The organism is Weizmannia acidilactici, assembly GCF_008974185.1.
Classification (GTDB): domain Bacteria; phylum Bacillota; class Bacilli; order Bacillales; family Bacillaceae_C; genus Weizmannia; species Weizmannia acidilactici.
Map to the genome: position 1 here is coordinate 26,115 of NZ_BKZP01000028.1, position 19,656 is coordinate 45,770.

General features: G+C 45.0%; 18 protein-coding genes, 2 pseudogenes and 1 riboswitch. Of the genes and pseudogenes, 7 read left to right on the plus strand and 13 right to left on the minus strand.

Translation table 11 applies throughout. The features are described 5' to 3' along the window. Nucleotides 1–3: 3 nt before the first annotated feature. Both BpJC4_RS12000 and BpJC4_RS12005 read right to left on the minus strand, forming a co-directional pair. On the minus strand, nucleotides 4–1,746 hold the full coding sequence (locus BpJC4_RS12000) for a purine-cytosine permease family protein (protein ID WP_151680817.1): 1,743 nt from the start codon (nucleotides 1,744–1,746) through the stop codon (nucleotides 4–6). A gap of 47 nt (nucleotides 1,747–1,793) precedes the next feature. Continuing rightward, nucleotides 1,794–2,777, minus strand: a complete 984-nt coding sequence (locus tag BpJC4_RS12005) for an aliphatic amidase (protein WP_151697954.1) — start codon at nucleotides 2,775–2,777, stop codon at nucleotides 1,794–1,796. Nucleotides 2,778–3,025: 248 nt separating this feature from the next. Here BpJC4_RS12005 and BpJC4_RS12010 point away from each other — a divergent pair, with 248 nt between their 5' ends. Further along, the gene (locus BpJC4_RS12010) at nucleotides 3,026–5,755 is read left to right on the plus strand and encodes a transporter substrate-binding protein (protein ID WP_253724317.1); all 2,730 of its coding nucleotides are present in this window, start codon (nucleotides 3,026–3,028) and stop codon (nucleotides 5,753–5,755) included. A gap of 5 nt (nucleotides 5,756–5,760) precedes the next feature. Then, entirely contained in the window at nucleotides 5,761–5,868 is a 108-nt protein-coding gene (locus BpJC4_RS16630) for a helix-turn-helix domain-containing protein (protein WP_253724318.1), read from the plus strand. A gap of 31 nt (nucleotides 5,869–5,899) precedes the next feature. Here the strand turns inward: BpJC4_RS16630 and dhaM are convergent, their stop codons facing one another. The 3 genes from dhaM to dhaK are packed head-to-tail and all read right to left on the minus strand — an operon-like array spanning nucleotide 5,900 to nucleotide 7,866. Further along, nucleotides 5,900–6,277, minus strand: a complete 378-nt coding sequence (dhaM, locus tag BpJC4_RS12015) for a dihydroxyacetone kinase phosphoryl donor subunit DhaM (protein WP_151680815.1) — start codon at nucleotides 6,275–6,277, stop codon at nucleotides 5,900–5,902. Beyond that, on the minus strand, nucleotides 6,270–6,860 hold the full coding sequence (gene dhaL, locus BpJC4_RS12020) for a dihydroxyacetone kinase subunit DhaL (RefSeq protein ID WP_151680814.1): 591 nt from the start codon (nucleotides 6,858–6,860) through the stop codon (nucleotides 6,270–6,272). The genes dhaM and dhaL overlap by 8 nt, the downstream gene beginning before the upstream one ends. Before the next feature lie 13 nt (nucleotides 6,861–6,873). Beyond that, nucleotides 6,874–7,866 (minus strand): dihydroxyacetone kinase subunit DhaK, encoded by a 993-nt coding sequence (dhaK, locus tag BpJC4_RS12025; protein WP_151697955.1) that lies wholly within the window; start codon nucleotides 7,864–7,866, stop codon nucleotides 6,874–6,876. 234 nt (nucleotides 7,867–8,100) lie between these two features. Here dhaK and nfsA point away from each other — a divergent pair, with 234 nt between their 5' ends. The 4 genes from nfsA to BpJC4_RS12045 all read left to right on the plus strand — a co-directional run bounded on the left by nfsA (nucleotide 8,101) and on the right by BpJC4_RS12045 (nucleotide 12,281). Further along, nucleotides 8,101–8,847, plus strand: a complete 747-nt coding sequence (gene nfsA / locus BpJC4_RS12030) for an oxygen-insensitive NADPH nitroreductase (RefSeq protein ID WP_151680812.1) — start codon at nucleotides 8,101–8,103, stop codon at nucleotides 8,845–8,847. 147 nt (nucleotides 8,848–8,994) lie between these two features. Further along, nucleotides 8,995–10,332, plus strand: coding sequence for an amino acid permease (locus tag BpJC4_RS12035; protein WP_151680811.1), 1,338 nt, complete (start codon nucleotides 8,995–8,997; stop codon nucleotides 10,330–10,332). 67 nt (nucleotides 10,333–10,399) lie between these two features. Continuing rightward, the gene (locus tag BpJC4_RS12040; RefSeq protein ID WP_151697956.1) at nucleotides 10,400–10,918 is read left to right on the plus strand and encodes a ribonuclease H-like YkuK family protein; all 519 of its coding nucleotides are present in this window, start codon (nucleotides 10,400–10,402) and stop codon (nucleotides 10,916–10,918) included. Between the two features lie 159 nt (nucleotides 10,919–11,077). After that, a riboswitch (SAM riboswitch) is annotated at nucleotides 11,078–11,186 on the plus strand. Between the two features lie 210 nt (nucleotides 11,187–11,396). Beyond that, a complete protein-coding gene (locus tag BpJC4_RS12045; RefSeq protein WP_253693687.1) occupies nucleotides 11,397–12,281 on the plus strand; it encodes a sulfite exporter TauE/SafE family protein in 885 nt (294 codons plus the stop codon). A 413-nt stretch (nucleotides 12,282–12,694) separates the two neighbouring features. Here the strand turns inward: BpJC4_RS12045 and BpJC4_RS12050 are convergent, their stop codons facing one another. The 3 genes and pseudogenes from BpJC4_RS12050 to BpJC4_RS12060 form a co-directional block, all read right to left on the minus strand. Further along, complete coding sequence (locus BpJC4_RS12050) at nucleotides 12,695–13,846, minus strand: glycerate kinase (RefSeq protein WP_151697957.1); 1,152 nt, start codon at nucleotides 13,844–13,846, stop codon at nucleotides 12,695–12,697. Between the two features lie 358 nt (nucleotides 13,847–14,204). Next, the gene (locus BpJC4_RS12055) at nucleotides 14,205–16,391 is read right to left on the minus strand and encodes an ATP-dependent helicase (RefSeq protein WP_151697958.1); all 2,187 of its coding nucleotides are present in this window, start codon (nucleotides 16,389–16,391) and stop codon (nucleotides 14,205–14,207) included. A gap of 104 nt (nucleotides 16,392–16,495) precedes the next feature. Next, nucleotides 16,496–16,872, minus strand: a pseudogene (locus BpJC4_RS12060) (AMP-binding enzyme); the annotation flags it as partial. A 509-nt stretch (nucleotides 16,873–17,381) separates the two neighbouring features. On the opposite strand from BpJC4_RS12060, the pseudogene BpJC4_RS12070 reads away from it, so the two are divergent. Beyond that, a pseudogene (locus BpJC4_RS12070) lies at nucleotides 17,382–17,498 on the plus strand (zinc-binding dehydrogenase); the annotation flags it as partial. A 227-nt stretch (nucleotides 17,499–17,725) separates the two neighbouring features. On the opposite strand, the gene BpJC4_RS12075 reads toward BpJC4_RS12070, so the two are convergent. The 5 genes from BpJC4_RS12075 to BpJC4_RS16395 all read right to left on the minus strand — a co-directional run. Further along, nucleotides 17,726–17,911, minus strand: a complete 186-nt coding sequence (locus BpJC4_RS12075) for a type Z 30S ribosomal protein S14 (protein ID WP_151680805.1) — start codon at nucleotides 17,909–17,911, stop codon at nucleotides 17,726–17,728. Nucleotides 17,912–17,933: 22 nt separating this feature from the next. Beyond that, nucleotides 17,934–18,110, minus strand: coding sequence for a hypothetical protein (locus BpJC4_RS17325; protein WP_503827274.1), 177 nt, complete (start codon nucleotides 18,108–18,110; stop codon nucleotides 17,934–17,936). 219 nt (nucleotides 18,111–18,329) lie between these two features. Continuing rightward, entirely contained in the window at nucleotides 18,330–18,893 is a 564-nt protein-coding gene (locus tag BpJC4_RS12080) for an FAD-dependent oxidoreductase (RefSeq protein WP_151680804.1), read from the minus strand. Between the two features lie 72 nt (nucleotides 18,894–18,965). Next, entirely contained in the window at nucleotides 18,966–19,412 is a 447-nt protein-coding gene (locus tag BpJC4_RS12085; protein WP_151697959.1) for a GNAT family N-acetyltransferase, read from the minus strand. A 59-nt stretch (nucleotides 19,413–19,471) separates the two neighbouring features. Then, nucleotides 19,472–19,656 (minus strand): hypothetical protein (locus tag BpJC4_RS16395; RefSeq protein WP_216643732.1); only part of this gene is annotated, 185 nt, incomplete at its 5' end.

Genomic DNA, 19,656 nt, shown 5'->3' on the forward strand with positions numbered 1-19,656 from the left:
GAATCACAATTTTGTTTTTTTGCACATATCATGGCAGTCTTTTTCCAAGCTGCAGCAAAGAGAACAAATCATTCCCTGATGGAACGGGCAGTATGTGCTGTCCATTGGTTCATAGTCAAATCCGCACACCAAACAGGTCACTTCACTATTGCCGTTAACATGGTAATGGTGATGTTCATGGCGGCTTTCAGTAAGTGCTTCTATTTTATCTTCCAACATTAAGCTGGCAGCCATCTCCAGTTCGGTTTGCATCAACGGGTTTTTCCGCGCAATATAGTATTTTCCTTTTGTCGCAATCGCAATGATTGGAGCGAGGATAAACGCAAGTACAAGAGATAGGAAAGGCGAAAATGCCTGCAGCACTGCACCGAATACGCCAAAGTAAGCCAATATCGAAACAACCGAAGCAATGATCATAGAACCGAAGCCAACGGGATTAAAGTTATATAAATGGGCCCTTTTAAACTCAATATAAGGCGGGCTGATTTTCAACAATTTCTTGTTTATGACCAAATCGGCGACAATGGCACCAATCCAGGCAACAGCCACATTCGAATAAAAGCCTAATACAGTATTGAGGAAATTGAACAGCCCGGCTTCCATCAAAGTAATCGCAATGGCAACCTGCAACATTAGCCATACGACGCGGCCCGGATGGAAGTGCAAAATCCGCGAAAAGAAGTTTGACCATGATAAAGAACCGGAATAAGCATTTGTAACGTTAATTTTGATTTGGGACAGCAATACAAAAAAGGTAGCTATGGTCAGAACAACAAATGTGCTCGGAATAAATTCGCCAAATGCTTTTACGAACATTTGAATTGGTTCATTTGCTTTCTCAAGCCCGACACTGGGGGCAATATAGGAAGCAAGAAATGAACCGCTCAATTGCTTGAACGCTCCAAGAATGATCCAACCAGGACCCGATAAGATGACGGCCCACAGCCATTTTTTGCGATTTTTGGCCGTTTGATCCGGCATAAAGCGCAAATAGTCTGCTTGTTCCCCGATTTGAGTGATCAATGATAATACAACACCTGATGCCATTGCAAAAAACAGCGGATTAAACGCTGTTCCGCTCGGTGAGTTACCTCCAAAATGCAACCATGCGCTAAACGTCTGCGGATCTTTTGCTAGAATCGCAAAGATTGGCGCTATCATCAAAACAAGCCATATCGGCTGCGTCCATACTTGCAATTTTGATAAGGCCGTCATACCGAATAAAACGAGCGGAATGACAATTATGGTGCTGATTAAATATCCAATCGCTAACGGGAGATGGAAATACACCTCCAAAGCCTGCGCCATAATGGCCCCTTCTGTGGAAAAGTAAATAAACGTAAAAGTTGCGTAAACTAATGAGGTTAATGTTGACCCCAGATACCCGAATCCGGCACCCCTTGTCAACAAATCCATGTCAACATTATATTTCGCTGAATAATAGCCAATTGGAATGCCTGTTAAAAAAATGATAACTGCCGCAGCAACAATTCCCCAGAACGCATTCGTAAAGCCATAAGAGACGGAGATTGAAGCGCCGATTGCAAAGTCAGCTAAAAACGCGATGCCTCCGAGAGCCGAACTTGATACTGAAAATTCAGACCATTTTCGGAAAGATTTTGGTGCATACCGCAATGCATAATCTTCCAAGACAGGGTTATTGACCCAGGAATTGAATTTCCTTTTTGGCTTTGCTTTCGATTTTGGAGCTGTTGTTGGAATGGAATATGTGCTGTCATGTTCCATTTCAATTCCCCCTTGTAATTTTTGGTGCGTAAAGCAGATGAATCACTTTATACCGTTTCTTTTTCACGTTCCTCCACTTGTTCCGGCGTCGTTCTAGTCAGATTTTCACAAATTTCCTTTGCCTTTTTCGGATCCTCTGTCCATGTTTTGTAAAAAGAATAAGGGCAATCTGCAACGCCATTCTCAACGGCTGAATATCCACGATGCGTCAAATTGAACAGATGATTTTCAGCCGTCCAATTTTTTCGTGCATTCCGGATTGCGGAAATAGATAGTTCCGCATATGTAACCTCATCCGGAGAACTCCCGCATTCAGCCAATATTGCGCCATCAAAATTTACAATATTGGAGTGTCCAAAGTAAGAATATACTTTATCCCGACCGGCCATATTGGCAACCGCAAAATAAGTTAAATTTTCCCAGGCACGGATGCTTGCCAGTTTAATTTGTTGTTCTTTTGACGGATACATATAACCTTGTATGCGGATCACCAGTTCTGCGCCTTTCATGACTGTATCCCGGACAATCTCAGGCATATTGGAGTCATAGCAAATATTAGCTCCGATTTTCAATCCCTTCGGACCTTCCACGACCATCGTTTCCGAACCCGGATACCAAGGTTCTTTCGGCACCCAAGGGTTAATTTTATGGTAATTCATCCTAATTTCTCCTTGATCATCAATCAATACAAAACAGTTATATGGATTGCCTTTCGGGTTGATTTCTCCCGTGATTGAAAACACGCCCCATACTTTATTTTTCCTGCATGCTTCCGCAAAAATATCCGTTTCCGGCCCAGGTATCGTCGTACACAGTTCATTCCATTTCGTCGGATGGAACCCTTGGGTGGAATATTCAGGGAACACAATGATGTCTAATCCGGGATAACCCATTTTTGTTCCTTCTACAAAGGATGCAATGTTCCGGCAATTTTCCAACACCTCTTCTTGACTTTCCAAAACCGGCACCTGATAATTGACAACAGCAATTCCTACAGTATCTTGAGAAGAAGAAATCGTTCCTACTGGCATGTGAATACCTCCTATCATTTTTTACACTTTATATAAATGCAAGAAGTGTGCCAATTTTTTAAACAGTATGAGAAACAGTTTTTTAATATTTTGTTATTTTTTCTAACATAACGTGTTAACAATATGTACAAATAATTGTTAATGTTGATGAACATCTTGTTCATTTTTTTGTAAAAATTCTTGATAATATGTATTTTTTGTCTATAATGAATATATACTCCTTAATTTGTAATGAAAGGTGTCATAATATGGGAAATGAAAGTATACGCATCGGGCTTTTATTTTCATTGACCGGACCTACAGCAGTTACGGAAACCGAGCAGTATCAGGCTGCGTCTCTTGCGATAAACGAAATAAATGAAAAAGGGGGAATAAATGGACGTCCCGTTATCTCTTTTTTTGGGGATATTGTTTCTGATCCTTTAATAACAGTTGAAAGGGCGAGAAAGCTCATAAAAGAAGATAAAGTCGATATATTAGTCGGAACGTATACTTCAGCATGCAGAAAAGCCCTGCTTCCGGTGCTGGAGGACGAAGATATTCTTTTAATTTATCCCACTTTATATGAAGGAAGCGAAGAAAACCGGTGGGTATTTTACACTGGTGCGCTGCCAAATCAGCAGCTCCAGTTCTTTGTGCCATGGATCATTACACAACTTGGGAGAACATTTTATCTAATCAGTTCTGACTATATTTTTCCGAGGGAAACAAATAAACATATTAAAAGGCTAGTAAGTGAATATCATGGGGAAATCATAGGGGAATCTTACCATCCGCTTGGCAACCAATATTTTGAAGCGGCATTGCATGAAATTGAACGTATCGAGCCTGATATTATATTTTCCACATTGGTTGGTGATAGTGTCGTTGCCTTTTATAAGCAATATTATGATTCCGGGTTTACACATCCAATTTGCAGCCCGATTACGGCTGAAACTGAAATACATGCACTGGGTCCAAATTATCATCTTAATCTGTACTCATCTTTTCCTTATTTCAGCTCCGTCCAAACGAAAAAGAATGAAGCATTCGTTAAGCATTTTCAAGCGGTTTATCATTCAAATGTCATCAGTTCAGTGATGGAAAATGCCTATAACAGCATTTACCTTCTTGATGATGCTCTACATCATACAGATTCACTTTCAACCGATTCATTAAGAAAGGCATTGGCACGGTCTTCTTTTGAAGCACCCCAAGGAGATATACGATTTGATGAAAACAACCACCATTTATGGCAGTTTTCCAGAATCGGAAAAGTGAATAAAAGCGGCGGTTTTGATATTGTATGGCAATCTGATATACCAATTGAACCGGCACCTTTTTTATTAAATACCCACCCAAATCCATTATTTAAAAATCCAAACACGATCCAGCCTGATATGATGTTTTTAAAACAGGGACAGTTACATCTCGAGCAAGAGAAATGGTCGGAGCACTTTTATTTTTTTGAAGACTTTGCGCAAAAATTTCCTTATGATTTTCTTCTCATCAATCAGGATGGTTATTTAATTGAAAAGTTTTCTAACTATACAAACATTGATTTCCCAATAGGTTCAAAATGGAAACTTGAAGATATCGGAGAAAACGGATTCGGCAGAGCCATAAAACGGGAAGCATGCAGCATTGTAACGGGCTGCCACCATCAGCATCCCTTGTTAAAAAACCTAACGACGATAGGCATTCCAATAAAAATATTTCATGAAACAGCCGGTGTCCTCGGTATAATCACAAATGACGGCGGGGAGGAAGAACTGGGGCAAGCCATCAAACATATCGGATTGTATGCAGATATTTTTTCCAAGCTGATAACCGAAAGAAAAAAAGCCATGCTGCTTGAACATATCGTAAATGGAACGAACCTCAACCAGCTTGAAGGATTGATTATTTTATACCGGAATAGTATTGTATTTGCCAACAATCTGGCGGAACACTTCGTCAACAGCCAGCCTCTATTAATTGATGCCCTATCTTCGGATTTGGCAGAATTAAGCAATCGTTCTGCAGCAGAGAAGCATTTGCGCAAGCGAATTGGCGATGAAGCATATGAAATCCGCATGAAACGCTGGGAAGATTTTTACTTTATTTTTGTAAAAGAAGGACATAAAGAAACTGAAAATAGCCAGCCGGCCACCAAATCCTCCTTCCAGCACATTATTGGGGCAGACCCCTCTTTTCTCGAAGCCGTACATATTGCGGAAACTGCCGCTAAAACAGACGCAAACGTTTTGATTATCGGAGAAAGCGGAACAGGGAAAGAGTTATTTGCCAATGCTATCCATAATGAAAGTTTGCGGAAAAATCAGCCATTCATTGCCATCAATTGCGGCGCCATTCCAAAAGAATTGATTCACTCCGAACTTTTCGGTTATACAGAAGGGGCTTTTACCGGTTCAAAAAAAGGAGGAAAAAAAGGATTATTTGAAGAGGCAAATGGAGGAACAGTTTTTCTCGATGAAATTGGAGAAATGCCGCTTGATTTGCAGGTTACGCTGCTGAGAGTCCTCCAGGAAAGAGAGATTACAAGAATCGGTGACCACAAGCCTATCCCGGTCGATGTAAGAATTATCGCCGCGACAAATAAAAACCTCCGGGACGAAATTGCCTATAACGGATCTTTCAGGAGCGACTTGTATTACCGCCTTAATGTGTTTCAGATTGAACTCCCGCCTTTAAGAAAAAGACCGAACGATATTCCTGAATTAGCGCAGTATTTTTTAATGCAGCTTAATCGGAAAAATCATACCCATAAAGCATTCACAACCGATACCATTCATATTTTTAAACAATATGAATGGCCCGGCAATATTAGAGAAATGGAAAACATCATCGAGCGGTGCTATTATTTATCAGGATTTAACCATCTTATTGGGCCTGAATTTTTAGACCCATATTTACGAAGCAGAAATGAAATCATACAGCAGGTTGGGAACATTGAAAGTGAAAAAACGGAAGAATATCCGGAAAAAAACAGCTTTTAGTATTGTTGGAAAATAACGGATTTAACGTAAGCAAAGTATCTAGAATCTTAGGCATATCAAGAACCACTGTTTATAAAAAGCTGCGCCTATACGGGATCAGCTTGAAACGTTAATCCCCCGGCACGCACCGGACCGGGGGTGTTATTATTTCACCTTTAACTGTTCAAGCTGCTTGAGGATGTTGTCGAGTTCCGCATCGGCCTGGATGAGGGCTGCGGCGGTATATGCGCTTTCGACGAGGGCAGTGTCCATCAGTCGGATATATTTATCAGACATTTCCATCGCCATTTCCAAATTCATTTTTGCACTCCCGAGATCGTAGAAGGCAAAAACATCATCGGCTTCGTTTTTGGCAATAGCCGTATTGATTTTTTCAAAGCTTGTGCCAACGCCGCCGTCGTCCGTTCCGCCCGCGTATGTAATGGAAACGTCTTTGGCGGCTTCCTTTAGCAGTTCTGCCACGCCTTCCGCTATTTCAGGAATATGGGAAACAATCAAAATGCCGACCGCTTTTTTACTCATCCAAAATCCCGCCTTCCAAAAGTGCTTCAAACAAGTACCCGCTTGACACCGCACCCGGGTCAAGGTGCCCGACTGAACGTTCCCCGAGATACGACGCACGCCCTTTTGTCGCTTTCATTTCTTTCGTCCCGTCCACTGCGTTTTGGATCACCTCTTTTGTTAAGGCACCGGATTTGAGCGCTTCACATACTGGAACCCAGACATCGACCATTGTTTTTTCGCCTTTTTCCGCTTTCCCGCGCTTTTGGATCCCATCAAGGCCGGCTTTCACGATGGAGGCCACATCTTTTTCATCCTCCCCGGCCTGTTTTGCCATGGCAATCAGCGCGGAGCCGTACAGCGGGCCGGATGCGCCTCCGACCTTGCCGATGAGCGCCATCGCGGCCGTTTTCAACACATCCTGCACGGTTTCCAATCCGCCGGCCTGCAGTTTCTCCTCCATCGCCTGCACGCCGCGCGCCAAGTTTGAGCCGTGGTCGCCGTCCCCGATCGCGCTGTCCAATTCGCTCAAATAAGCTTTATTTTCATTAATTTTTTCCGCAAATGCATGCAGCCAGGCTGCTGCTGTTTCCGCTGTTAACATGCTGCCGCCTCCTTTATGCCCATGCTGGGACTGAAACCGGCTGTTTTAAAAATGCAAGCCAACCCTCATCTTCCAACTTTAAAAGTGTGAGGGAAATTCCGGCCATATCAATTGATGTCATCAAATTGTCGACCTTTTTAAAATCAACGGCAAGTCCTTCCCGGTCGAGAAGCGCATGGACATCATTCGTAAAAATATATTGCTCCATCAGCGGGGTGGCGCCGAGCCCGTTGACGAGCACCGCATACCGGTCCCCTCGCTTCCAGTTGAACGCTTTTTTCAGCTGGGCAACAAGCTCCTCCGCAATTTCTTTCGACGTTTTGATTTTTTCGCGCCGGTAACCCGGTTCCCCGTGAATCCCGATGCCGTACTCCATTTCACCTTCTTCCAGCTGGAAGCCAGGTTTTCCGACTTCCGGAACGGTTGCCGGCGAAACCGCAACACCGATCGTTTTGATATTCGGCACTAACCGGTCAGCCAATGCTTTGATTTCTTCAAGCGTTTTGCCTTCCGCCGCGGCCGCACCCAAAATTTTATGGACAAGGACAGTGCCGGCAACGCCGCGCCTCCCTGCCGTGTACGTGCTGTCTTCAACGGCGATGTCATCGTCGACAATGACTTTCTCTACTTTGATGTCCTCCATGTCGGCCAATTCCTGCGCCATGTCAAAATTCATCACATCCCCAGTATAATTTTTCACAATCAAAAACACACCGGCGCCCTGGTCGGCTTTTTTGATCGCCTCTAAAATCTGATCCGGCGTCGGCGAGGTAAACACTTCACCGCAGACGGCCGCAGACAACATCCCTTCCCCGACAAAACCGGCATGGCTCGGTTCATGCCCGCTTCCGCCGCCGCTGACCAGCCCTACTTTTCCTTCATCCTGGAAAGTGCGGTAAATCACACCCGTCCCTTCAATCCGTTCCACTTTCCCTTCATTGGCATACACAAAGCCGTTGAGCATTTCGTCCACCACATTTTTCGGATCATTCAAGATTTTTTTCATGGCGCGTCCCTCCATATCGCTATGCACTGCGGGCAGGCTCCATTTCTACTTTGCCCGAAGCTGCATTTCTTGAAACCTTTTCTTTTATTATAACGCTTTCAAACCGAAAGAAAATTATTTTATTTTTGGCGCAGCATGACCATCCTATAAATGGACATAAGCACCTTTCATGCGGGAAGTTTTTTCCTGTGCTATAGTAAAATTTAAGCCCATTCTAGACAGGAGTGTTCGAATATGAATTCAGTCATTGAAACGATCCTCAACCACCGTTCAATCCGCCAATATGAAGACCGGCCGCTTTCGGATGATCAAATCCGCCTGATCGTCCAGAGCGCGCAGGCGGCGGCGACATCGCATTTTGTCCAAGCCTATACGATCCTCGGCATAAAAGATCCGGAGCGGAAGAAAAAACTTGCTGAATTGACCGGGAACCGGCATGTGGAAACATGCGGGCATCTTCTCATTTTCTGTGCTGATTTCCATAAACACGAGCTATCTGCCGAAATGGAAGGTGTAGATGTATCGGAGGCGCTACAAACAACGGAGAAGTTTATGGTCGGGCTCATCGACACCGCATTGGCCGCGCAAAATGCCGCGCTCGCTGCAGAATCAATGGGGCTTGGCATCTGCTATGTCGGGGGGTTACGCAACCGCTTGCCGGAAGTTTCGGAGCTGCTCCGTATCCCAAAATATGTTCTTCCGTTATTTGCGATGACAATCGGCTATCCGGCCAACCCATCCGGGAAAAAACCGCGCATGCCGGTTGAAAACATTTATTTTGAAGAAGAATACCCAAACGACGAAAATTTGCTGAAAAAACAGCTGCAGCAATATAACGAAACAATCTCGCAATATTACACCGAGCGTACAAACGGCAAACGGAGCGACACTTGGACAGGCCAAATGGCGCAGTTCTTCAAAGAACCGGCCCGCGCTTATATGAAAAATTATGTACAAAGCCAGGGGTTTGACAAAAAATAAGCATCGCACCTGCGCAAAGGGGAATGCGCAGGTTTTTTTACCATATGAAGAGTATATTAAAATTACTTTTTTTCTGTTAAAATAGAATACGATGCTTTAACACTTAAAAGCGTTCAATGAAAAAAGTGAAAAGTGAGATTGATAGATATGGAAAAAAATCAACAGCATTTGCAAAAAGGCCTGTCACCAAGGCATGTCCAATTTATCGCATTGGCCGGAATGATTGGGACAGGCATTTTTAAAGGAAGTTCGGATACAGTCAGCCTGGCAGGTCCGAGTGTCGCCCTCGCCTACTTCATCGGGGGTGTGCTTCTGTTTATCGTGATGTTGGCGCTGGGGGAAATGGCGCTTGTGTACCCGGGCCTGAACGTTCAAAACCTGATCCATAAAGCGTTCGGCAGCCGGATTTCCTTTATTATCGGCTGGCTTTACTGGATTAACTGGGTTATTGTCACGGTGGTTGAACTGATTGCGGCCGGCAGTTTTTTGAAATACTGGTTCCCGGGCGTGCCGCTTTGGCAGCTCAGTTTTATTTGCGCCGCGTTCATTATCGGGATCAATCTAATCGAAGTCAAATATTACGGCGAGTTTGAATTTTGGATTGCCGGCATTAAAATCATTACGCTGATCGCGTTTATTTTGCTCGGCGGGCTTATTTTATTCGGTTTATTCCCCGGGACATCTTCCACTTTGTCCAACTATACCGCGCACGGCGGTTTTTTCCCGCACGGCTTTGGCGGGACGTTCAGCGCCTTTCTTGTCGTCATGTTTTCCTACGGCGGGGCTGAACTGATCGGCGTGACCGTTTCGGAAACAAAAAACAGTGAAAAAGTGCTGCCGCAGGTGATTAAGCAAACCGTGGTGCGTGTGATGCTGTTTTACATTTTGCCGATTTTGATCATTTGCGGCATTATCCCGTGGAATCAGGTTTCATCCGCAGAAAGCCCATTTGTACAGGTTTTTAGCAGCACCGGCATTCCGGCTGCCGCACATGTTATGAATTTTGTGCTGCTGACTGCCGTTCTTTCTGCAGCCAATTCCGGCATCTATGCCACATCAAGGACATTGTTTAACATGGCGCAGTCCGGCGAAGCGCCGCGGGCTTTTCTAAAAATTTCCAAAAAAGGCATCCCGCACAGCGGTATTTTGTTGACCGCCCTGTTTATCCTGGCCGGCATTGTTTTGGCATATCTCACACCAGACCAAGTAATCAGCTATCTGATGGCGATCCCGGGCTTTACCGTGCTGCTTGTCTGGATGGCTATTTGCGGGGCGCAGCTAAAACTCCGGAAATCATATAAAAAGCGGCCGGCATTCCACGTAAAAGGATATCCGTTTGTAACTTGGATTGCGTTTTTGGCATTGGCGGGGATTTTTCTGGCATTTTTATTGGGCGGAAGCAGTAAAATCGGAACAACCGTATGCCTGATCATTTTAGCCGTGCTGATTGCCTTGTCTCTCCGGGTAAAAGAAACGGCTGAATAAAGCTTTTTGCTGCAACATCACAAAAGCCTTTCATATAATAAAGGAAAAGGCCATGGGTGGTGCAGAGATGAAGTTGTCGTTTCAAAACCTCCAGGAAAAAAATATGTCATTCGAAGAAGTATTTTTCCATATTGCCGCTTTTATGAAACTCGACCCGAAAGGCAATTACCGCCTAATGGTCGGGACGGATTCACAAGTGCACAGAACGTACACATTATTCATTACCGGCATTGTCATTCAGCAGGAACGGCACGGTGTATGGGCCTGCATCCGGAAAACGGTTGTACCGAGAATAATGGACCATTTGCACGAACGGATTTCGCTGGAATTATCTTTAACCGAGGAAATTGTCGCTCTGTTTACGGAAGAAAAAAAGAACGAACTGATCGATATTATTCTGCCTTATTTGTACGAAGGCGCCTCTTTTACAATGGAAGGCCATATCGATATCGGCGCAGGCAGGCGGAACAAAACGAGCAATTTCGTAAATGAAATGGTCGCGCGCATGGAATCCATGGGCGTGGAGCCGAAAATCAAGCCGGATGCATTTGTGGCCTCGTGCTATGCGAACCGGTATACAAAATAAACTTTCCCCATAAGATAGATTGCAATCTTATGGGGCTTTTTTCTGTTCTTATATAGGGGAAAAGTAAGCAAACTTCACCTTTCATATAAATCCGATAAAAAAACTTACAATAATTCCATTGACTTTTACCAACTTTCTGATAAAATTGACATAACAACAGACTTATCAAGAGTGACGGAGGGACCTGGCCCAATGAAGTCCGACAACCTGCCAGCACACGGTAAGGTGCCAAGTCCAGCAAAATGGGGACCATTTTGGAAGATAAGCGAAATACATAAAACGCTGTCTTTCCGTAATGGCGGAAAGATTTTTTTGTAAATTGGCGTACAAATTTTCTTTCTTCCAATTTCCGCCCCTCCTATGCGCAATACTTCACTTGATCGAAAGGGGCTGATTTTATCGAAAGGCTGACGCTGGAAATTATTAAACAGGCAGAATTACCAAATATTATACGGTCAAGAAAGCGGGGAAATTGACAATGCAAAAGTTAATTGTTTTAGCACTTGTAGGTCTTGCCGCACAGCTGGTGGACGGATCCCTCGGGATGGGTTATGGGGTCACTTCGACATCACTGCTGCTGGCATTCGGGATTGCGCCGGCTGTTGCGTCGGCTTCCGTACATTTGGCGGAGGTTTTTACAACGGCGGCATCCGGCGTCTCCCATATGAAGTTTGGAAATGTCGATAAAGGTATTATATGGAAATTGGTTGTTCCGGGGGCTGTTGGTGCTTTTCTTGGGGCGACTGTACTCAGCCATCTTCCGGCAAGTACGTTAAAACCTTATATCTCCATTTTCCTTATTGCACTGGGCATCTATATTCTCGTCCGGTTTTTAATCAATGCGCACGGAACTCTGAAAATCAGAAAGAAATCGCGATCCAATGCATTTTTTATTCCGCTTGGTTTTGTTGCAGGGTTTTTCGATGCAACCGGAGGCGGCGGATGGGGGCCGATTGCAACGCCGGCATTGCTGTCAAGGAATGACATTGAACCCCGGAAAGTTATCGGTTCGGTGGATACAAGTGAATTTGCCGTTTCTCTTGCTTCCAGCATCGGCTTTCTTTTATCCCTCGGTGCCATGCAGATCAACTGGCTCTGGACGATTGCCCTGATGTTGGGTGGGCTGATCGCAGCGCCGATCGCAGCTTATCTTGTCAAAATCATGCCGGCTCATTTGCTTGCCGTGATTGTAAGCGGCATGATTGTGTTCAGTAATGTCCAAACTTTGTTGAAACTGGCCAATGCGGACAGCAGCTGGTACACCATCATCTATACGGCAATTGTTGTGATTTGGGGAATCCTGATTTTCTATACAGCAAGAAAACATAAACGGGCCGTGCCTGGTGTAGAAGTTGCAGAATAGAGCGGATAGAATCGGACAGGTTGCAAAAATTTGTCCGATTTTTCTTATTTTCAATTCAAAAAGAATTCCCCACAATAAAGAAACTTAATTTGATGGAGAGGATTGTACGATCGAAAAGGTACCGATTAAAGCACTTGAAAAAATGGCAAACCATGACTTGAGGAAGCGGGGGACAGGCCGCACGCTTGATTTCCACTAAAAATAAACCACCGGAGATGGAGGAAGCCGTTGCCGCATTTAAAAAATCGATGGGATACGATCCTGCCCGAAAGATATCCCACAAAAAGTAAAATGTGCTTTACGGTCCCCATTTTGATCCTTTGCCATCATCAGCGTAATATCCTGATGGCTTTTTTAGTTCAAAAACGGCATTGCTTCTTTTCGGAACGGCTGCAAGTCGAAGCAGGCATGGACTATTTTTCTGCACGTTTTGCCAAACAAAACGCCCGGTACGCCGTTTCTCCGGCGTTCGTAATCAGTTTTTCAGCATTTGCAATTGCTTCGTTCAATGCTATCGGTTTTGGCACAGCATCAATGACCAGATCTATACCGTGTTCGTAAACCGCCTGCAGATCATCGTCGGCGCTGCCTGCAACAGCAATGACCGGTATACCGTATTTTTTGGCAAGCTGCGCGACTCCGATTGGCGCTTTTCCGTTCACCGACTGGTTATCTATTTTTCCCTCTCCCGTTATGACAAGATCAGCATCTTTTACATGCTGTTCCAGATTCACCAATTCAAGCACTTTTGCAATGCCGCGTTCCAGTTTCGCCCCGCAAAAAGCGAGCAAGCCGGCACCGAGACCGCCCGCCGCGCCGGCCCCCTTTGCATCGGCAACGTCCATGCCCAGCTGTTCTTTTATTTTTTCGGCATAGCGGAAAAGAATACCGTCCAACATTGGCAAATCTTCTGCCTTCGCACCTTTTTGCGGCCCGTAAATAAAAGAAGCGCCATTTTTGCCGCAAAGCGGATTGGTGACATCCGTGAGCCCGATGATTTCAACATCCGCAAAACGCGGATCCAAATGAGAAACATCAATTGTCTCGATTTCGTTAACTCCTTCAGCTCCGAGCCGGATTTCGCGGCCTTTCTTGTCTTTGAATGATACGCCGAGCGCCTCCGCCATACCGGCCCCGCCGTCATTGGTCGCACTGCCGCCGAGCCCCACATAAATTGTCTTTGCGCCACGGCCGAGCGCCGACCGGATCAATTCTCCTGTTCCGTAAGTGGTCGTTTTAAATGGATTCATCGTTGTTTTGTCGACATACTGTAATCCGGAAGCTTCCGCCATTTCGATAATCGCGGTATTGCCATAGAGCATCCCATATTTTGCTTTTACCTTGTTTCCAAGCGGCCCGGTTACTTTTTCGTATACGTATTTCCCTTTGCAGGCGGACACCAGGCTGTCAACGGTCCCCTCCCCGCCATCGGCAATGGGAATTTTGACAATCTCAACATTCACGGCCACTCTTCTAATCCCTTTTTCGATAAAATTTTCCACTTCCATAGAGGATGCGCTGCCTTTAAAGGAGTCCGCAGCAATCACAATTTTTGATTTGGACACGGGTTTCACCTCTTGCACTGTTAACTGATTTTTATTATATCATGCCGGCCTGTAGAAATTGACGCAATAGAGGGGCTGATTTCGCGGTACCGATCGATCATACTCCCATATGGATGTAAAACCCCGTCCACGGGTATATTTCTCTTTTTCGCTGATATATCGCCGATTTCCGCTGATTTCTATTCCAAAATGAAGCAAATACCAATACCCCATCATGAATAGAAAAAAGGCCGTCCCTTTTAGGAACAACCTTTAAATTAATTACAAATTCATCTTATTCAGCAAATCCCGCAGTACCTTCAGTTCCGCCGTATTCAGCGTAATTCCCTTTCCCACTTTTTCGCGTCCCGGCGCCTAGTTAAAGTTTATCAACCTCCTCCAACAGCCCCATCTTCAAACATGTCACCGCGGATAGCTTTACGACTCTTTTTTCAAACCGGATTTCCAAAGTATCGCCATCCACGCTGAGTATTTCGCCGTGGCCGAAGACGCGGTGCTTAACTTTTTTGCCAACCGTAAACGCCGATACATCTTTGATCGCATTCGGATTGTAAGGAATTTCGGCCGTGTCTTTGCCGAGCCCGACCATTTTTACCTTGCGCTCCACGCTGCCGGTTCTCGTCGTTTTTTTCCGGCCGCTCACAATCTTTTTTATCGCCGACACGAAGCGCGAATCCATCATCTGATTCCCGTTTCGCTTTTCATAACTGACCATTTCCAGTGATTTTTTCGCGCGCGTCATGGCAACATAAAAAAGACGGACGGATTCTTCCATTAAAAGCTCGTCCTCTTTCTCATCAGAACCCGGGATGATCCCCTCTACAAGATCAATCATATACACGTTTTCAAATTCAAGGCCTTTTGAGTTGTGAAATGTCGAGAGCGTGACGGCATTTTTCCCCTTTTTCAATTTAGCCATTTTTAAAACCTGTTCCAAATGCTTGAGGCGGGCGGCAAATTCCTCCATCGTCGAAAGCGTATCGGCGATTTCTTCGAGCGTGTTTAAAATGCCGATCAAGTAATCTTTCCTGAAACCAAACTTCTTACATAAATTTCCCAACGCCTTTTCATATCCGAGCCTGCCCCGGATCACTTTGATCGCATCAAGCGGCGGCATGCCGTTCATCTGCCGGAGCGTCTCTTTGACTTCCAAAATTTGTTTCTTCTGATACGCTTTGAGCGGCGCATATTGAATTAAATTATCAAAAACAGATTTGTTGTTGCGGATTCTTTTCACCGCTTCCAACTGCTGCTTTGTGATGTAGCCGTTCAGTTTCGAATGGACCTGTTCGAGAATGTCTGCCCGTTTGTCCGTGAACGTGAGGCGCATCATATTTAAAATATCCTGCACAACCCAGTGGGAGAAAAACCGGTTATCGGCATCTTTCATGTAAAAAGGGATTCCGGCCCGGTCAAACTCGTTAATCAAGGCAATCGATGATGTGTTGTTCCGGTATAAAACCGCCGTTTCGAAAAAGTTCTCCAGCAGCCCGATGTTTTGCGCCAAATACTTTGCCTGGTATTTGTAATCCGGCAGCCGGACAAACCGGATCGGCCCGGCGGCAGGGTTTTCGGTAAACATGTTTTTATCATAGCGATGTTTGTTGCGCTTGATAAACTGGTTGGCTGCCGTGACGATCTCCTGTGACGAGCGGTAGTTTTGCTCCATATATAATATCTTGGCATCCGGATACACCTTTTTAAAGTTCAGCAAATAAGCCGACTCGGCGCCACGCCAGCTGTAGATCGACTGGTCGTCATCGGCCACGACGCACAAGTTTTGGTGCACCTGGACAAGCTTTTCAACGATTACGTGCTGCACCATTGAAGTATCCTGGCTTTCGTCCGTCAGCACATAATCATAGCGTTCTTGGTACATGCGGCGGAGATCCGCATCTTTTTGCAAAATCTCGTTTGCCTTCGTGAGCATATCGTCAAAATCAAGAAGCAGCTGCCCGGTGCCGGTCCGCTTAAACGCTTCGTACTGCATTAAAATCCGTTCGGCTCCAGGTACTTCAGTTGCAACAGACGCCCATTTTTCCGAGGGAACCATTTTATTTTTAATGTAGCTGATGTACGTCATCAATTCTTCCAGCTGGTCTTCGGTGATATTCACGCCGCTTGTGGATTTGTACAAATTCCGCAAAATCGTTTTCTTATGGAACTGCATGTCCGCATCGCCTTCAATGAGCCGAAAAGGCATATTCACCTTCCTGAAATATGCGCGGACAAGTTCGAAGGCAAGGCTGTGGATCGTGGAGAAATCAACCGGCTGAAGATAAGGAAAAAATTTCCGGAACCGGTCCTTCATATCATTGGCAGCGGCACGGCTGAACGTGATTGCTTTGATCCGTGAAGGCGCCACGCCTTTTTCTTCTATTAAATAAGCGATCCGCATAATGACTGTCGTCGTTTTTCCCGAACCCGGAGAGGCAAGCAACAGCAGCGGGCCCTCCGTATGGCGTACAGCCGCAAGCTGCACATCATTCAACACAACAGCGAGCTCTTCTTTTTTGCGGGTAAAAAAATCTTGTTTCGTATTCATTGCAATGGCCCCGTTCCAACATGCTTTGCTTCTATCTTACCATAGCTGAAAGAACGTAAAAAAGGGAACAGAACGCCGTTTCCCCTGTCCCCCTGTATTTTTACCCCCGCTTTTGCTTGCTCCTGCAGCACCTGCCATAATTTTTCCGCTGCTCGTCATCAGGAACTGGCCGATGAATTCTACAATTCTCGGGTATTTATAAGCAGCCATTTCCCCTTTGGACCATTTGATGATTTCTTTTTCAGCCACTTTGCCTTTGTACCCTGCTTTCAGGATGACAAAAGCCTTGACCGTTTCACCCCGTTTCGGATCCGGGACACCGACGACATACGCCTGCTTGATAGCAGGATGTTTGTACAATATCGACTCCACTTCTGCCGGCCATACTTTCATTGATCATCTGCTTTAGGCGGTCTACGATGAAAAAGCAGCCTTCTTCATCCATTTTGACAATATCCCCTGTCCGGAAAAAACGTTTGCCGCCAAAAAGTTATTGTATCCGATTACAATTAGTTGGGGGTAAAAACCGGGGTGTGAATCATGATACCCATAATACCATGCTACTGCCGGAGGAATCAGAACTACCACAATCCAATTTGCAAAAATTTTAGGCGTGGGACAGGTGATCGGAACGGTCTGAAGCGACGAAAAGAAAGAGGCTGCATTGGAAGCAGGGACAGATTCTGCCGTCAATTACCGTATGTAAGACATTGCAAAAATTGTCAATGAACGGACAAACGGCAAAGGCGCAGATGTCATTTTGGATTTCATCGCTGCAGAAATGTCGGAAAAAGCCGCGAATGCCTTACATTTACGGGCCGCCTTGTTGTATTCGGGTATGCCGGCGGAAGACCGGGCCGCTTCCAGTCATCCGATTTACACGGTTCATACCGGTCCGTCCCCGGTTTCAGCATCGGGACAACAGCCAAAAACCGGCCGGAACTGCTGCCGGACACCGCAGCGCATGTGCTATAATATTTAGCTGAAAGGCGCCTTCATATGAAGATCAGCAGGCACTATCCGCTCGAAGAAGCCGCGAAAACCCATGAATGGATGGAAAGCAGAAAGAGCACAGGAAAAATTGTGCTGGATGTTTCGAAATTGTAGAATTTCCAAGTAAACATGCCGGCTGTACTGGAAATCAATGGTATCCGCTCCGCCTACGCGGAATACCGATGATGGCCACTTATGCCATCCCCACTGATTTTATGGTACAACCGGTTTGTTAAATTTCTATTAAAACGGCTTAAAGAATTTGCGAATAAGTGAGGAATTTCCGGAGTAATAATGAAGAATGAAAGATATATATACCCCCATAATGAGGGCAGGAGGGCTTACCAGCTGGATTTTTTCACGCCAGGAATTTGGCCTTTATAAGCAAGTTCCCGGAAGCAAATACGGCAAAGTTTGAATTTGCGAATAACCGAATGCGGCCGTCCGCAGCGTTCACAGCGTGTATAAGCCCGAACTTTATATTTCGGTGTGCGTCTTTGTTTGGCAATCATTGATTTCTTCGCCAACGCATTCTCCTCCTTTCAATTGCTAACAGATTATTTTACAATAAATTTTATAGAAAATAAATAGGTATTGCCTGCCAAATAAGGAATGCTGCAACATTCCGGCATTCTGCTGCTCCTTCTGCATCATTTGCTCGTATTGTGCATTGCCCTGTTTCGTTTGTCGAATGAGCGTTTGCGCAATTTGGCGGCATTGGTTCAACTGATGGCTGCATTAAAATTGGTTTGCATGAAAAAACCTCCTTGTCATCGTGATCGTGTATCCCAATGAAAGGCCAAAATTAAAAATTAAGATGGGCAAGAGCAAGGCTTTTTATAATGGCAATAGCTGCAGCACGGGCCTTAAATTGCCAGCACATAACCGGTTATAAATGAAGGCAAATTTAAACCGGGCGAAATGTTTCAGCCCGGTCTTTATCAATTAATTTCCTAAAACATCATGGTCAACCAAGCGTTTGCCGTTTATTTCGCTGATCAGGTTGATGGCCACTTTTGCGCCGTCCCCTGCCGTGATAATCGTATGCATGGAGACGCCTGCAACAGTGCCACATGCCCATACGTTCGGAACGTTCGTTTTTCCCTGCTCGTCGACAGCAAATACCGTTTTCACCCGCGGTTCTGTCGCCGGTTTCGTTTCAACGCCGAGTTTTTCCCCCAGATCAGCAATTAAACCGGTTGCAAAGATTACATATTTGCTTTCGTATGAACCTTGTTCTGTTTGGATCGTAAAACCGTTTTCCGTTTTTTCGACCGAGGTAACTTTTTCATCAACAAGTTTTGCTCCGAATTGTTCCGCTTGTTTTTTTCCGGTTTCCACCAGTTCAGGGCCGGTGATTTCCTTGACGCCGTAATGGTTTTTCAGCAGCGCCCGCTTTGTGGCACTTGTGCCGGCGTCAAATAAAACCGTGCTTTTCCCCGCTTTTGCCGTAAAAATCGCTGCACTTGCACCGGCCGGTCCGGCTCCGATAATCGCTATTTCGTACATATTGTATTCCTCCCTTACCTTTTCAAGTATAGACCGATTCCTGTGAAACTTCAAAAATTTAAACATAGGGGATTACAAATGCAGTTCCATCCATTCATCTACTTCTTTGAATCCGAATTTTTCATATACAGGCCTGCCCATTTTAGAAGCTCCAAGCCATATTATTGAAATACCAGCAGATTTTGCCTCCTCCACTAATTTTCCGAGCAATTTCGTTTCGATACCTTGCCCGCGGTGGTTTTCATTCGTAAACATATTGGTTATATAAGCCTTTTTGCCGCTTTTATTTGTATAACTTGGGGGGAATTCATAGAAAATGACAGCACCGCTTGCCACAATTTCCCCTTGATCTTCTGCGAGCCACTGAATGAGTGATCCTTCGCCCAATTTATTTTGAAAGAAAACGCGCAGCTCAGCATCGATATCTATATTCGGCTCGATTCCTTCATCAACCAGCTGCTGCTTTCTTAATTCGATTAGTTTCTCGATATCATTCAGATTTGCTTTACGGTATTCCAATTGGTTCTGCCCCCTTGAAAGTTTGATATAAAACATCATACCAATTTTCTGGATGCAATTCACAATTTAACCGACAAGAAATGATACTTGAGTTGAATGAGTGTATTGCTGATTTTTATACATTTCCCGCTGATTACCCGGAAAGTAGGCCCCTGTTTCATCATGGGTATGATTCCATTCGCCATCTTTTTAATTCGCTCCGCTGAAAGTTTAATCCGTTCCGCCGATTTCATAAATGGCAGGA

Bases quoted from the DNA above. Each gene is read 5' to 3' on its own strand.
- BpJC4_RS12045 (WP_253693687.1), top strand. From the start codon at position 11,397: ATGCAAAAGTTAATTGTTTTAGCACTTGTAGGTCTTGCCGCACAGCTG.
- BpJC4_RS12040 (WP_151697956.1), top strand. From the start codon at position 10,400: ATGAAGTTGTCGTTTCAAAACCTCCAGGAAAAAAATATGTCATTCGAA.
- BpJC4_RS12080 (WP_151680804.1), bottom strand. From the start codon at position 18,893: ATGTACGAAATAGCGATTATCGGAGCCGGACCGGCCGGTGCAAGTGCA.
- BpJC4_RS12055 (WP_151697958.1), bottom strand. From the start codon at position 16,391: ATGAATACGAAACAAGATTTTTTTACCCGCAAAAAAGAAGAGCTCGCT.
- BpJC4_RS12035 (WP_151680811.1), top strand. From the start codon at position 8,995: ATGGAAAAAAATCAACAGCATTTGCAAAAAGGCCTGTCACCAAGGCAT.
- nfsA (WP_151680812.1), top strand. From the start codon at position 8,101: ATGAATTCAGTCATTGAAACGATCCTCAACCACCGTTCAATCCGCCAA.
- BpJC4_RS12005 (WP_151697954.1), bottom strand. From the start codon at position 2,777: ATGCCAGTAGGAACGATTTCTTCTTCTCAAGATACTGTAGGAATTGCT.
- BpJC4_RS12000 (WP_151680817.1), bottom strand. From the start codon at position 1,746: ATGGAACATGACAGCACATATTCCATTCCAACAACAGCTCCAAAATCG.
- dhaM (WP_151680815.1), bottom strand. From the start codon at position 6,277: ATGAGTAAAAAAGCGGTCGGCATTTTGATTGTTTCCCATATTCCTGAA.
- dhaL (WP_151680814.1), bottom strand. From the start codon at position 6,860: ATGTTAACAGCGGAAACAGCAGCAGCCTGGCTGCATGCATTTGCGGAA.
- BpJC4_RS12010 (WP_253724317.1), top strand. From the start codon at position 3,026: ATGGGAAATGAAAGTATACGCATCGGGCTTTTATTTTCATTGACCGGA.
- dhaK (WP_151697955.1), bottom strand. From the start codon at position 7,866: ATGAAAAAAATCTTGAATGATCCGAAAAATGTGGTGGACGAAATGCTC.